The organism is Leucobacter sp. M11 (genome assembly GCF_035726885.1).
Classification (GTDB): Bacteria; Actinomycetota; Actinomycetes; order Actinomycetales; family Microbacteriaceae; genus JAPFRB01.
This window is the reverse complement of sequence record NZ_JAPFRB010000004.1, coordinates 480,764-494,595: the sequence shown is the minus strand read 5'-3', so window position 1 is coordinate 494,595 and position 13,832 is coordinate 480,764. Positions and strand designations below refer to the sequence as shown.

Here is a 13,832-nt window from a genome sequence, read left to right as displayed (position 1 = left end):
CAGCCAGAGCCAGCCCGCCGGGGAGACCCCGAGGCCCATCATCTCGGCCGCCTTCGGGATGCCCGTCAGGTTCCCGACCGCGGCCCAGACGGCGTAGCCGAAGAACACGGTGAGCACGCCGAAGAGCGCCCACCCAGCGATGCGGCTGACGGTGCCGGGGCGCGCGGCCTCGGCTGCGTCATCGAGCGCCGCGGCATCCGGGTCGTCCGTCGTGGGGCGGTCGACGCCGGCGGTCAGCGTTGCGTCACCCGCAGCCGTCTGCTCGGGGGTGAGCACGTCGGTGTTCTCGGTCGTGCCGGGCTGCACGGCGCTGCTCTCGTCGGCGCGGGTCATCAGTTCCCTCCGGGGGTGATCAGCAGGGGCAACGGGGCGAGGACGATCAAGCCGAGCACGAGGACCGCGGCGAGCTGCCAGGTGGGCTTCTTGCGGGTCAGCACGATGCCGGTGAGGAACCAGGCGGCTGGGGCGACCGTGGCCACCCAGAAGACGATCTGCTGGAAGATTCCGCCGATGGAGCCGCTGCCCTGCACCGAGGCCGCGTTCACGAGGGAGTAAAACTGCGCGATCGTGAACCAGGCCCAGGTGTAGAGCAGGAACAGGCCGCCGAAGACGCCGAGGAGCATCACGGCGACGTTCGACACCTCGGGGCGCTCGGCCGCGTCGGCCTCGGTGAGCGCCGTTTCGGGCTCGGGGACGACGGGCTCGGCGACCGGGGCCGCTTCGACCGTCCAGCCGTGTGACAGCGAGCTCTCGCGAGCCTCGCTCGTGGGGTTTTTCCGCATGCCCCCATGTTACCGCCCGCCCGCCTGTGACCCCGCCCGGAGCGGATGAGGCGCGCTCCCGTCCCGGGACCTACCCGACACCTGGCGGGTGGCTTCTCACAAAGCCGCGACAGCGTCACGTCGCCCCAAGCGACCCCGCTCCCTAGGCTCAAGCTGTCCCCAGAAGCTGGGGCTTTCAATGGAGAAAATATGACAGATTTCACGCAGTATGCCAACTCGCCGGCGCTGTGGTTCCTCGCGGCTGCGGTCTTCGCGGTGATCATCGTGCAGGCAGTACTCTTCTACCGTTTCGCTCGGGAGGTATCCGCGAGCGAAGCGATCCCCCGATCGGAGCTGGTCGTGGCGATGCGGGCCGGAGCGATCAGCGCGATCGGACCGTCCCTGGCCGTCGCCATTGTTGCCATCGGCCTGATCCCGGTCTTCGGCACCCCCGCCGTACTCATGCGCATCGGCATGGTTGGCTCCGTTCCCTACGAGCTTGCCGCAGCAAATGCGGCTTCCGGGGCGCTCGGGGTTGAACTCGGTGGAGAGGGCTACGACGGTGTCGCCTTTGCCACGGTGTTCTTCACGATGGCCGTCGGAGCCGCGGTGTGGATGCTGTCGGTCCTGATCGGGACGAAGTCTATGGGCACGTTGAGCGCCAAGGTGCAGGCCTGGAACCCCTGGGTCATGCAGACGGTGCCCGGCGCAGCACTCATCGCGGCCTTCAGCTATCTCGTCTTGAACTCAGCGAAGGCCAATCTCCTCAACATCGCGGTCATCGTCGTATCCGGGCTAGTGATGGCCCTCCTGCTCGTGGTCGCCGAGCGAAAACAGCTCGCCAGGCTCCGCGAGTGGGCCCTCGGAATCGCAATGCTCGCTGGCCTCTTCGTCGCGGCAGTCGCCGCCTAACGGAACGGAAGACACTCATGACGACACACACGCACACCCCGACATCCGCAGGCGCGCTCTTTGACCAACGCATCAACCGCTGGGGTCGACTCACGATTGGGCTCGGGCTGCTCATTTCCCTCGCGGGGCCGATCTACCTGTTTACCGTCGAAGGGCTCTTTCCCGGCTGGGCCGTCATCGGCACCTCCCTGTTTGCGATCACCACCATTTTCGCCGTGAACTGGATCGTAGAGCCCGCGACCTATTTCCCGATGCTGGGGGTCGCCGGGACCTATCAGGCCTGGCTGGTCGGCAATATCTCGAACAAGCTCCTCCCCGCGGCGATCACCGCGCAGGTGGCCACTGACGCGAAGCCGGGCACGCGGAAGGCGGAGCTCGTTTCTATTGCCGCGATCTCGGGAGCCGTCATCATCCACGTGACCTCCCTGGTCCTGTTCGTGGCCGTGCTTGGCACCTGGATCGTCAGTATTTTGCCCGAGCGCGTCGAAATCGCCTTCGGCTATATCCTGCCGGCCATTCTCGGGGCCGTGCTCGTGCAACTACTCATGGCGCTGCGCGACTGGTTCACCACGGGCATCGCCCTGTTGCTCGGAGGCCTGGTCGTGTTTGGCTTGCTCGCCCTCGTTCCCGGTGCCGCCGCATTCGCGCTCCCCATCGTTGTGGTCGGGACGGTCACCGCCGCGATCCTCCGTGGTCGCGCCAAGCACCGCCGAGCCAGCACCGATTCCTCGCAGTGAGCCCCAGCGGGTCAGCCAGACCCGCGACCCCGGCCCGCTCTTCCGCACCAGCACCCCCCTCACAACGAAACGAGTTTCCGAATGTATCCCAGCATCCGCATCAGCGGCACCGCCTATGAGCGTGGCTTCGCCTATGGCACTGCCGCCAAGGACCGAATCGCCAAAACGGTCTCCAGCTACCGGGCGGTCTACGCCGCCTACGCCGGGCTGGACTGGGCGGCGGCTCGCGACGTGGCCTCGGGGTTCACCCCCGCCATCGAGGCTTTCGAGCCCCGCTACCTTGCCGAGTTGTCTGGGCTTGCCGCTGGGAGCGGCTTCGCCCTGGACGAGATTCTTGCCATCAACTGCCGCACGGAAATCATGTTCTCCGGGCTCGCGAAGCAGATGCTCGCGGGCGAGTGCAGTGCCTTCGCGGCGCTGCCCGAACGGACCAGAAGCGGAGGAACCCTGATCGGCCAGAACTGGGATTGGCTGCCCTTTTCGACGGAGACGGTCGTCGTGCTCGAAGTCGAGCAGGCGGACCGCCCAAACTTCGTCACGGTAGTCGAGGCTGGCCTCCTGGCGAAGTTTGGCATGAACTCAGCGGGACTCGGGCTCGCGACAAACGCACTCGTTTCCGACCGCGATGACGGCCAGCCTGGGGTGCCCTACCATCTCCTCCTGCGGGGCGTGCTGGACTGCTCGACGCTCGCGGAGGCGATGAATCTGCTGTCCTCGCACCGGCGAGCCAGCTCAGCAAACTACCTCATCGCATCCGCGGACGGATTCGCGGTCGACATGGAGTGCCTGCCTGGGCGGGGCGCGACCGCCGCCCCGCTCACCCCGTCCGGCGGATACCTGGCCCACACGAATCACCTGCTCTCGCCGTCGCTTCGGGACCGGGACGTGCTCCTCCCGGTGCAGACCGACACCCTGATCCGCTTGCAGAGTATCGAGCGTGATCTCCGGATCACCACCGGGGTCAGCGTGGAATCACTGACCGGGGCGCTCCGCTCACACGCGGATTATCCGTCATCGGTGTGCACCCATGTCACCGAGGGATCCGAGAAGCCGATGAACTCGATGACCGTTGCTTCGGGCATCATGGATCTGAGCAACCGCCGCATGTGGCTCGCTGACGGCCAGCCCTGTCTGCACGAACACCGAGAGCTTGACCTGTCTATCTTGGGAGCCCCAGACGCGGAACTCGCGTCTTAGTCCGCGTGCTCGGCGGCCGGTTCCTCGCCGCGGCCGCTGAGCACGCGCCAGCCGAGAATGCCGGTCTGCGCGCGAAGCCGTCCTGCGGGTTCGGCGAGGCTCAGCCCGAGCTCTTCCTCGAACCGCTTCACCCGGGCAGCGACGGAACTGTGGTGGAAGTTCACCCGGACGGCGACCGCACGCAGGCTTCGCTCCCAGACCGCTTCCTCGAGGACGGCCAATGCCTGAGCCCCCTGTGCGCTCGCCCCGATCCGCCCAACCGCAGTGATATCCGGGTCTGCGAGCAGCACGGAGGTCGGTAGCTCCGCCAGGTGGATCAGGCCGCCCAACCCCTCAGCGCTGTAGTGCTCGCGCCCCAGCCCGGAGGGGTCGGTGAAACCGAGCGCGCGTTCCGCCCCGATTCTTGACTCGGGAAGGCGCTCGATCGGCAGCCACCGTCCGATGCCCACGCGGGAGGCCGTCTCCGCGAGCACCGCCCGGGATTCATCATCTGCTTCGGTGAGCAAAACGTGGGCGTGACCGTCAAGAACCGTGACCGCTCGCCCACGGAGCTTCGCAAAGCGAGCAACGGCGGCGTCGGGGTCAGCGCAGACAGCAACCGCTGCCCGGCTATCCGGGTGAATCCCCAGGCCGAAAGCCGCGGTACGGCGTTGCTCGCTGGTGGCCCCCGGACCGAACAGGATTCGGAGCTTGGCTTCAGACTCGGAGACCCGCCCCGCGGGGGCGATCTCCCCAGGAGCCGCCCGCAGGAGCGCGAGCTCCGCGGCCGCTGCCATACGATCAAGGATCAGCGAGGCGAGCGGATCACGATCGAGTACGCCCCCGAGCCAGACATTCCCGAGCGGCTCGTCCCTGGGGCCGAATTCCTTGTGCGTTGCGCTCTCCCGGACAGGACCCCGGGCTCCTGCGGGCCGGTATGGGTCCTGCGGGTACCACTCGGCAAGGGTCTCCCCCCGGGCATCGGTTACCCCGGCGGGGAGATGCGCGAGCGCCCCGGCAACCGCGGCGATCTCCGAGAGCGTGGCACCTTGACCGTGCAGGGCTTCGAAGGTGTCGAGGATATGGATTGCCTGCCCGACGGGCTCATCCGCGGGGCCGAGCTTCTTGAGAAATGTGCGCACCCTCGCATAGTAGGCGCTCTTCGAGCGCCGGGGAGCCGACGGGTGTCGGGTTCCAGCGGGATCTCACCCGACACCACGGCTGACCCCTCGCCCGGTGGCTCGGGGTCGACGCCAGCGGGAAGCTGTCCCCGCTGGCGGACCCGCGGCTCAGCCCCAGGCGTAGGAGAAGCGGCCCCGGTACTCGATGACGGTGCCGAGGAGCGGGTTCGTGCCGAGCACGGAGACGGTGCGCTCCCCCGTGCTCGCGTCCCAGCCGTCCTCGACGGCGATGTCCACGCCGAGCAGGCGCGGCAGGGGCAGCCGGAGCCGTCCGAGGCGCAGCGCGCTCTGCTCGCCATCGAGGCGCAGGCTGCCGCCCGGGCCGACCGTGCAGCGCAGCCGGATCTCCACGAGCCCGCGCGCGCCGACGCGGTTGCGCAGGGTGCCCGGGCGGGGCCCGGCGGAGAGGGTATCGACGAAGAATCTGGTCGCCCCGCGGAAGCGGAACATCCGGATCGCGCTGAGGGTGGGCCGCCCGCGCCCGTCCTCGCCCGGCTGGTTCACCACGGTGAAGGGCACGTCGGCCTCGTGCCGGTCGAGCAGCAGCGAGGGCCCGACGACGGGGCGGAGGAGGCGGCTGAGCGCGCGGTGTTTCGACCCCGCGACGGCGAAGACGCCGCTGCCCGCGCCCGCGGCGCGGGTCACCGGGTCCGCCCCGAGCGCGTATTCGCGGACCTCGGGCGAGAGGCGTGCCGCCTCCGCGCCGAGCGCCCAGGCGTACACGGACGACACCGGGCTCACGCCGGCCTCGGCGCGCGCTGACGGCTCGGCTGGCTCGACTGGCTCGGAAGCTTCGGTCCCGCGGGGTGCTGGCATGCCCCCAGCATGGCAGGTGTGCCGCCCCGGAACGGCGAAACGCCGCCCGGCGAGGGTGGCAGAGCCATCCCCGCGCGAGCGGCGTGTCACGATCCCGGGTGCCGGGAGGGCCCTTACCCGGCCGCCGGCTGCTGCTGGGTCGCGCAGTGGATCCCGCCGCCCCCAGCCGCGATGGGGTCAATGTTGAGTTGCACGATCTCCCGGTCAGGGTACAACTCCGCCAGCGTCTTCCGCGCGTGCTCGTCAGCCCGAGGGTCACCAAACTCCGGAGCGATGACCGCACCGTTACAGACATAAAAATTGATGTAGCCAGCCGCGAATTCATCGGACTCCCACTCCTCCCGGATCGTTTCGGGTGCGGGGAGCACGTGTACCTTCAGTCGGCGGCCACGAGCATCGGTGGCACGCTTCAGAATCCTGAGATGCTCGCGCGTGACGGCATAATCGAAGCTCTTCGAGTCGTCGTCGCGTCCGGCCACGACAACGCCAGGGCTCGCAAAACGAGCGTAAAAGTCGGTGTGCCCATCGGTGATGTCGCGGCCGCGAATCCCGGGCAGCCAGATCACCCGTTCAATACCGAGGGTGCGCCAGAGTTCCGCCTCAACGTCGGCCTTGCTCCACCCCGGGTTCCGGTTGTCGTTCAGCACGCAGCTCTCCGTGATGATCGCGGTGCCCTCACCGTCGATTTCGAGAGCCCCGCCCTCGAGCACGAGTTCGGTGTCCACCCGATCGCTTCCCACGAGGTCGCACACCCCCGCTGCGACCGCCGCATCCGCGGCGTGCTCCTGCCGATTGCCCCAGCCGTTGAAGTTGAAATCAACGCCCAGCGTTCCTGTGCCCGTCCTGATGAAGGTGGGCCCGGTATCGCGAATCCACAGGTCATCGATCGGATGCGTCACGTATTCGACGTTGGCAATCGGCGTGAAGCCCTCCCCCGGGTTCACGAGCGCGCGCACGGGCTCGTACCGGGCGATAGTCGCTGCGATCAGCAATAGGGCTTCCCGCGCACCCTCGGCGAGTTCGGCGGTCCAGATCTCATCACGCACGCCGAAGGACATCCACGTGGCGGTATGCGGAGCACCCTCGTCTGGCATCACCCCAAGGGACGGTCCCTCGTGTTCCGCCGACGGAGCACGCTCCGAAGCGGGACGCTGGCGGGCGCAGGCGGCCAAAGCGCCGAGCGCCAAACCGCTCCCGGTCAGGGCGAGAAAGGTACGTCGAGAGGAGCTCATCCTCCCAGTGTCCAGGATCGACCCAGGATTTCTCTGAGATCTCGCCTGCACCCGGCGATCGAACCTCGGAAACTGCGAATCGCCGCCTCCCTCCGGTAGGAGAAAGGCGGCGATTCGTGTGTCGGTTGCCGACTAGCGGGCGGCGGAGCCGTCCACGTAGTCCTCGTCCTGCTGCTTCCAGGCGAACAGCGAGCGCAGCTCGCGGCCCGTGACCTCGATCGGGTGAGCCTCACCCTTGGCACGCAGCTCCTGGAACTCGACGCCGCCGTTGTCCATGTCCTCGATGAAGCGCTTGGCGAAGGCACCGCTCTGCACGTCGGCGAGCACGGCCTTCATGTTCTCCTTCACCTCGGGGGTGATGACGCGGGGGCCGGAGACGTAGTCGCCGAACTCGGCCGTGTCCGAGACGGACCAGCGCTGCTTGGCGATGCCGCCCTCCCACATCAGGTCCACGATCAGCTTGAGCTCGTGGAGCACCTCGAAGTAGGCGATCTCGGGCTGGTAGCCGGCCTCGGTGAGCACCTCGAAGCCGTACTGGACGAGCTGCGAGGTTCCGCCGCAGAGCACGGCCTGCTCGCCGAACAGGTCGGTCTCGGTCTCCTCGGTGAAGGTCGTCTTGATGACGCCGGCACGGGTGCCGCCGATGGCCTTCGCGTAGGACAGCGCGGTGTCCCAGGCGGTGCCGGAGGCGTCGGCCTCGACCGCGATGATGTCCGGGATGCCGCGGCCGGCGACGAACTCGCGACGCACGGTGTGGCCGGGGGCCTTCGGGGCGATGAGGATGACGTCAACGCCCTCGGGGACCTCGATGTAACCGAAGCGGATGTTGAAGCCGTGCGCGAAGGCAAGGGTCTTGCCCGCGGTCAGCTTGTCCTTGACGGAGTCGGCGAAGATCGCGCGCTGGTGCTGGTCCGGCGCGAGGATCATGATGAGGTCGGCCCACTCAGCGGCGTCGGCGACGTTCTTGACGGTGAAGCCGGCCTCCTCGGCCTTCTGGATCGACTTCGAGCCGTCCTTGAGCCCGATGACAACCTCGACGCCGGAGTCGCGGAGGTTCATGGCGTGGGCGTGACCCTGCGAGCCGTAGCCGATGACCGCGACCTTCTTGCCCTGGATGATCGACAGGTCTGCGTTGTCGTCGTACATGATCTCTGACACGGGTATCTCCTTGGTGATTGTGTGCACCCCGCCAAGCGGGGCATGGAAATGAGTTTGGATTAGTTCTTGAAGACGCGCTCGGTGATGGACTTCGAACCGCGTCCGATGGCAAGCATGCCGGAGCGGGCGATTTCCTTGATCCCGAAGGGCTCCAGGAGGCGCAGGAAGGCCTCCGTCTTCCCGGTGTCGCCCGTGACCTCGATCACGAGGGCGTCCGTGACCACGTCGACGACGCGGGCGCGGAACAGGGTGACGGCCTCGAGCACCTGGGTGCGGGTGACGTGATCGACCCGGACCTTGATCAGCAGGTGCTCGCGCTGCACGGACTGTGCGGGCTCGAGCTCCACGATCTTGATCACGTTGACCAGCTTGTTGAGCTGCTTCGTGACCTGCTCCAGGGGAAGGTCCTCGACGTCGACGACGGCCGTGATCCGGCTCAGGCCGGGGATCTCGGTCCGGCCAACGGCCAGGGAGTCAATGTTGAAGCCGCGGCGGGCGAACAGCCCGGCGACGCGGGTCAGCAGACCCGGCTTGTCCTCCACGAGGAGGCTCAGCACGTGACGGGTGCTCATGATCAGTCCTCCTCCAGCCACTCGGGGCTGTGTTCTCTGGCGTACTGGACCTCGCTGTTCGAGACCCCCTGGGGCACCATCGGCCACACCATCGACTCGGCGCTCACGACAAAGTCGATGACGACCGGGCGGTCGTTCGTCTCCAGCGCAAGCGTGATGGCGGCGTCGATCTCGTCCTCTTTCTCGACGCGAATCGCGAGGCACCCGTAGGCCTCCCCGAGCTTCACGAAGTCGGGAACGCGCGCGGAGCCGTGCCCGGTGTTCAGCTCGGTGTTCGAGTAGCGCTTGTCATAGAACAGCGTCTGCCACTGCTTCACCATGCCGAGCGAGGAGTTGTTGATGATCGCGACCTTGATCGGGATGTCGTTGATGACGCAGGTGGCCAGCTCCTGGTTCGTCATCTGGAAGCAGCCGTCGCCGTCGATCGACCAGACCACGCGGTCCGGCTCGCCGACCTTCGCGCCCATCGCGGCGGGGACCGAGTAGCCCATCGTGCCCGCGCCGCCGGAGTTCAGCCAGGCGTTCGGACGCTCGTACTTGATGAACTGCGCGGCCCACATCTGGTGCTGGCCGACGCCCGCGGCGTAGATGCCCTCCGGCCCGGTCAGCTCGCCGATGCGGCTGATGACGTGCTGCGGGGAGAGCAGCCCGTCGGTGGGCGGGGTGAAGCCAAGGGGGTACTCCGCGCGCAGCTCGTTGAGCCGCACCCACCACTCGGTCGTGTCCTGCATCGCGTCCTCGCGGCGGAGCGCGGTGACGGAGTTCGTGAGGTCGGAGATCACGTCGCGCACGTCGCCCACGATCGGCACGTCCGCGGTGCGAATCTTCGAGATCTCGGCCGGGTCGATGTCCGCGTGGATGACCTTCGCGTCGGGGGCGAACAGCTCCGCCTTCCCCGTCACGCGGTCGTCGAAGCGGGTACCGAGGGCGATGAGCAGGTCGGCCTCCTGCAGCGCGAGCACCGCGGGAACGGTGCCGTGCATGCCCGGCATGCCGAGATTCTGCTCGTGCGAGTCGGGGAACACGCCGCGCGCCATGAGCGTCGTGACCACGGGGGCCCCGGTCGCCTCGACGAGCTGCTTGAGCTCCTCGGCCGCGCGGGCGCGCACGACGCCGCCGCCGACGTAGAAGACGGGGCGCTTGGCCTCGGCGATCAGCTCGGCCGCCGCCTGGATCTGCTTGCTGTTCGCCTTCGTGATGGGGCGGTAGCCGGGCAGGTCGATCTTCGGGTTCCAGGTGAAGTCGAACTCCGCCTGCTGCGCGTCCTTCGTGATGTCCACGAGCACGGGCCCGGGGCGGCCCGTGGAGGCGATGTGGTACGCCGCCGCGAGGGCCGCCGGGATCTCCTCGGCGGTCTTGCAGAGGATGGAGTGCTTCGTGATCGGCATCGTGATGCCGATGATGTCGGCCTCCTGGAACGCGTCCGTGCCCATGAGCGTGGAGAACACCTGGCCGGTGATCGCGAGCATCGGCACGGAGTCCATGTAGGCGTCCGCGATGGCGGTGACCAGGTTCGTCGCGCCGGGACCGGAGGTGGCGATGCACACGCCGACCTTGCCGGTCGACGAGGCGTAGCCCTCGGCCGCGTGGCCCGCGCCCTGCTCGTGCCGGACCAGGATGTGACGCAGTTTCTTGCTGTCCATCAGCGGGTCGTACACGGGCAGGATGGCGCCGCCCGGGAGGCCGAAGACATCGGTCACCCCGAGCTCTTCCAAGCTGCGGACCACGGCCTGAGCCCCGGTCATTCGTTCACTACGCGAGCGCGCGGGCGCACTCGGCGTGGGGACGACGGGAAAATTATCCGGTGTCATGCTGTGCTTTCTTGAGTGAGAGTCTGACTCGATAGGCGCGGGGCGCTATCCGGTGATGGCGCCCTCAGACGCGGAGTGCACGAGCTTGGCGTACTTCGCCAGCACGCCGCGCGTGTACCGAGGGGGAAGAGGGGCCCAGCCGTCTCGGCGGGCGTCGAGCTCAGCAGGGTCGACAAGTAAGTCGAGCGTGCGAGCCGCGATGTCAACCCGGATCAGGTCACCGTCACGAACCAGGGCAATTGGACCACCGTCCACCGCCTCCGGCGCAATGTGTCCGATACACAGGCCGGTTGTGCCGCCTGAGAATCGTCCGTCCGTTAATAGTAGTACATCTTTTCCGAGCCCCGCACCCTTGATGGCCGCGGTGATCGCGAGCATCTCGCGCATGCCCGGTCCGCCCTTCGGGCCCTCGTATCGAATGACGACGATGTCGCCCTTTTGGATCTTGCCCTCGGTGAGGGCGTCCATCGCGCCGCGCTCGCGCTCGTACACGCGCGCCGGGCCCTCGAAGACCTCGGCGTCGAAGCCCGCGGTCTTCACGACGGCGCCCTCGGGGGCCAGCGTGCCCTCGAGCACGGTCAGCCCGCCGGTCGCGTGGATCGGGTTATCGAGGGTGCGGATGACTTCGCCGTCGAGCGGGTCCGGGTTCAGGTCGGCGAGGTTCTCGGCGACGGTCTTGCCGGTCACGGTCATGCAGTCACCGTGTAGCAGGCCCGCGTCGAGCAGCGCCTTCATGACGACGGGGACCCCGCCGTGCCGGTCCACGTCGTTCATGACGTACTTCCCGAAGGGCTTGAGGTCGCCGATGTGCGGGACCTTGTCGCCGATCCGGTTGAAGTCGGCGAGGGTCAGATCGACCTCGGCCTCGCGGGCGATCGCCAGCAGGTGCAGCACCACGTTCGTGGAGCCGCCGAAGGCCATCGCCACGGCAATGGCGTTCTCGAAGGCCTTCTTCGTGAGAATGTCGCGGGCGGTGATGCCGAGCTTCAGCATGTTGACCACGGCCTCGCCGGAGCGGTGCGCGAAGTAGTCGCGGCGACGGTCCGCGGAGGGCGGGGCGGCGGAGCCGGGCAGGCTCATGCCGAGCGCCTCGGCGACCGAGGCCATCGTGTTCGCGGTGTACATGCCGCCGCAGGCACCCTCGCCGGGCGCGATCGCGCACTCGATGCGCTTCAGGTCCTCCTCGGACATGGTGCCCGCCTTGCAGGCCCCGACGGCCTCGAAGGAGTCGATGATCGTGACCTCCTTCTCGGTGCCGTCGCTGAGCTTGACCCAGCCGGGGGCGATCGACCCGGCGTAGAGGAAGACGCTCGCGAGGTCGAGGCGGGCCGCGGCCATGAGCATCCCGGGCAGCGACTTGTCGCAGCCCGCGAGAAGGACGGTGCCGTCGAGGCGCTCGGCCATCACGACGGTCTCGACGGAGTCCGCGATGACCTCGCGGGAGACGAGCGAGAAGTGCATGCCCTCGTGGCCCATCGAGATCCCGTCGGAGACGGAAATGGTGCCGAACTGCAGCGGGTAGCCCCCGCCGGAGTGCACGCCCTCCTTCGCGCCCTGCGCGAGCCGGTCCAGGGACAGGTTGCAGGGGGTGATCTCGTTCCAGGAGGACGCGATGCCGATCTGGGGCTTGGCCCAGTCCTCGTCACCCATGCCGACGGCTCGGAGCATGCCCCGGCTCGTGGTGGCCTCGATTCCATCGGTTACGTCGCGACTGCGCGGCTTCATGTCAAATTCAGGCATGGCGCCAGTCTATCCCCGTTGGTATACCTTGCGGGACACCGCCAGGGCGCAAACGCGAAAAAGCCCCGCGGCCGGGGCCGCGGGGCTGTGTTCTGGCGTCGTGACGCCCTTACTTCTCGATGTTGGGGAGCACCCACAGCGGCAGGATGAGTCCGACGCAGGTCGCGATCAGGCCGCCGGCGAAGAGCTCCCAGGCGTACTCGTGGCCGAAGCCGTAGCTGCCGAGGACCATGCCGCCGAAGACGAGCACGAAGGACAGCACCGTGAAGACGATGGTCAGCGCCGAGACACCCCCGCGGGAGCTCTCCTCGAAAATCATGTCGTTGTTCTCCTGAGCCGCCATAACTGCTTCCGCCTTTACCTTTGCTAAATGCTGTATCCCTGATGCTCTCCCTAGCGTATCCCAAAGATACGGGCCGCGCTCAGCCGGGAGGACTAGGCTCGGCCCCGATGATACAGATCGGACTCAGTACCTCGAGCGTGTACCCACTCCCCCTCGAGCAGACGTTCGCGCTCGCCGCGAGCATCGGCTACGACGGCGTCGAGGTGATGGTCACGCGCGACAAGCGCACCCAGGATCCGGAGGCCCTCCGGCACCTCTCCGAGCTCTACGGCGTCCCGATCCTGTCGATCCACGCCCCCGTCCTCCTGCTCACCCACTTCGTCTGGGGCACCGACCCGCGCACGAAGCTGCAGCGCTCGGCCGAGCTCGCCGCCTCCGTCGGCGCGTCCTCCGTCGTGGTGCACCCGCCCTTCCGCTGGCAGAAGGACTACTCAACCCGCTTCATGCAGATCGTGCGCGAGATCACCGCGGACACCGGCGTCACCATCGGCGTCGAGAACATGTTCCCCTGGGCGCTGAGCGGCAAGAGCGTCGAAGCCTACCTGCCCGGCTGGGACGTGACGGCCTTCGACTGCGACGCGGTCACGCTCGACTTCTCACACGCCGCCCTGTCCGGCCAGGACGCCCGCGACATTGTGGCCGCGGTGGGCGACCGCCTGCACCACGTCCACCTCTGCGACGGCACCACCTCGCTGGAGGACGGCACCGTGTTCGACGAGCACCTCCTGCCCGGCCGGGGCACCCAGCCCGTGGCCGAGGTGCTGCGCGGCCTCGCCGACTCCGGCTGGTCCGGCAGCATCGTTGCCGAGGTGAACACCCGCAAGGCCAAGGATTCCCCCACCCGGGTACGGATGCTCCGCGAGACGCTCGCCTTTGCCCGCGAGCACACCGCGGTGCAGCCCAAGGGCCGCTGGAAGCGTTTCCGCTCCGCGCTCGCCGGGGATCGCTAAGCTACACCCAAAAGAACGGAGCCCCGCATGTCGATTGGGAAGTACCTCACCAACTTCGGTGTCCTCGGCGCCCTCATGGGCGTCCTGAGCGTGTCCAAGCAAACCCGCAACATGCCGAACGACTGGCGTCGCTACCTCGTCTGGGGCAGCTGGATGCTCGGGCTGGTGCTCGCGATCGCCGGGGTGGCAAAGGCGCAGGAGGACGAGCAGTACCAGGCGGAGATCGACCGCTAGCGCGAGTTTCTTCGAAGCCTTCCCCGCGGGCCCTTCGGTCCGCTACAGTAAAGGCTTGGTGTGCCGGGAAGTCTGGTCGGCGGTTCATTCCCGACCCCGGACGAAAGGCCACTCATGGCACAACAGGACAAGAGCCGAACGCGCAGAATTCTGCGCCTGGTCAACCACCGCGAGGCCGCCCGCGTCAGTCGGATCCTGCGCAAGGAGAC

14 protein-coding genes and 1 pseudogene are annotated in these 13,832 nt (G+C 67.7%); 5 read left to right on the top strand and 10 right to left on the bottom strand.

What is annotated here, in order from left to right:
• Positions 1–333 (bottom strand): annotated as a pseudogene (locus OOT08_RS14535) (hypothetical protein); the annotation flags it as partial.
• On the bottom strand, positions 333–782 hold the full coding sequence (locus OOT08_RS14530; protein WP_325093501.1) for a hypothetical protein: 450 nt from the start codon (positions 780–782) through the stop codon (positions 333–335). The pseudogene OOT08_RS14535 and the gene OOT08_RS14530, both read right to left, overlap by 1 nt.
• A gap of 189 nt (positions 783–971) precedes the next feature.
• Here OOT08_RS14530 and OOT08_RS14525 point away from each other — a divergent pair, with 189 nt between their 5' ends.
• The 3 genes from OOT08_RS14525 (at position 972) to OOT08_RS14515 (ending at position 3,607) form a co-directional block, all read left to right on the top strand.
• Positions 972–1,673, top strand: coding sequence for a DUF5058 family protein (locus OOT08_RS14525; protein WP_325093500.1), 702 nt, complete (start codon positions 972–974; stop codon positions 1,671–1,673).
• Between the two features lie 17 nt (positions 1,674–1,690).
• Positions 1,691–2,410 carry a hypothetical protein gene (locus OOT08_RS14520; RefSeq protein WP_325093499.1) on the top strand — a complete coding sequence of 240 codons (720 nt, stop codon included), beginning with the start codon at positions 1,691–1,693 and terminating at the stop codon, positions 2,408–2,410.
• An 81-nt stretch (positions 2,411–2,491) separates the two neighbouring features.
• The gene (locus OOT08_RS14515; protein ID WP_325093498.1) at positions 2,492–3,607 is read left to right on the top strand and encodes a C45 family peptidase; all 1,116 of its coding nucleotides are present in this window, start codon (positions 2,492–2,494) and stop codon (positions 3,605–3,607) included.
• Here OOT08_RS14515 and OOT08_RS14510 read toward each other — a convergent pair.
• From OOT08_RS14510 to OOT08_RS14475, 8 genes are all read right to left on the bottom strand, one after another.
• Positions 3,604–4,728 carry a hypothetical protein gene (locus OOT08_RS14510; RefSeq protein ID WP_325093497.1) on the bottom strand — a complete coding sequence of 375 codons (1,125 nt, stop codon included), beginning with the start codon at positions 4,726–4,728 and terminating at the stop codon, positions 3,604–3,606. The two genes, OOT08_RS14515 and OOT08_RS14510, sit on opposite strands and share 4 nt — an antisense overlap.
• A gap of 147 nt (positions 4,729–4,875) precedes the next feature.
• Positions 4,876–5,508 (bottom strand): DUF4166 domain-containing protein, encoded by a 633-nt coding sequence (locus OOT08_RS14505; protein WP_325093496.1) that lies wholly within the window; start codon positions 5,506–5,508, stop codon positions 4,876–4,878.
• Between the two features lie 188 nt (positions 5,509–5,696).
• Entirely contained in the window at positions 5,697–6,770 is a 1,074-nt protein-coding gene (locus tag OOT08_RS14500) for an agmatine deiminase family protein (RefSeq protein ID WP_325093495.1), read from the bottom strand.
• A gap of 177 nt (positions 6,771–6,947) precedes the next feature.
• On the bottom strand, positions 6,948–7,973 hold the full coding sequence (gene ilvC, locus OOT08_RS14495; RefSeq protein WP_325093494.1) for a ketol-acid reductoisomerase: 1,026 nt from the start codon (positions 7,971–7,973) through the stop codon (positions 6,948–6,950).
• A 59-nt stretch (positions 7,974–8,032) separates the two neighbouring features.
• On the bottom strand, positions 8,033–8,545 hold the full coding sequence (ilvN, locus tag OOT08_RS14490) for an acetolactate synthase small subunit (protein ID WP_325093493.1): 513 nt from the start codon (positions 8,543–8,545) through the stop codon (positions 8,033–8,035).
• 2 nt (positions 8,546–8,547) lie between these two features.
• Entirely contained in the window at positions 8,548–10,356 is a 1,809-nt protein-coding gene (locus tag OOT08_RS14485) for an acetolactate synthase large subunit (protein ID WP_325093492.1), read from the bottom strand.
• Between the two features lie 45 nt (positions 10,357–10,401).
• Complete coding sequence (gene ilvD / locus OOT08_RS14480) at positions 10,402–12,096, bottom strand: dihydroxy-acid dehydratase (protein ID WP_325093491.1); 1,695 nt, start codon at positions 12,094–12,096, stop codon at positions 10,402–10,404.
• A 109-nt stretch (positions 12,097–12,205) separates the two neighbouring features.
• A complete protein-coding gene (locus tag OOT08_RS14475; protein WP_325093490.1) occupies positions 12,206–12,439 on the bottom strand; it encodes a hypothetical protein in 234 nt (77 codons plus the stop codon).
• A 107-nt stretch (positions 12,440–12,546) separates the two neighbouring features.
• Here OOT08_RS14475 and OOT08_RS14470 point away from each other — a divergent pair, with 107 nt between their 5' ends.
• Positions 12,547–13,389 carry a sugar phosphate isomerase/epimerase family protein gene (locus OOT08_RS14470; protein WP_325093489.1) on the top strand — a complete coding sequence of 281 codons (843 nt, stop codon included), beginning with the start codon at positions 12,547–12,549 and terminating at the stop codon, positions 13,387–13,389.
• A 27-nt stretch (positions 13,390–13,416) separates the two neighbouring features.
• On the top strand, positions 13,417–13,623 hold the full coding sequence (locus OOT08_RS14465) for a hypothetical protein (RefSeq protein WP_325093488.1): 207 nt from the start codon (positions 13,417–13,419) through the stop codon (positions 13,621–13,623).
• Positions 13,624–13,832: the final 209 nt, after the last annotated feature.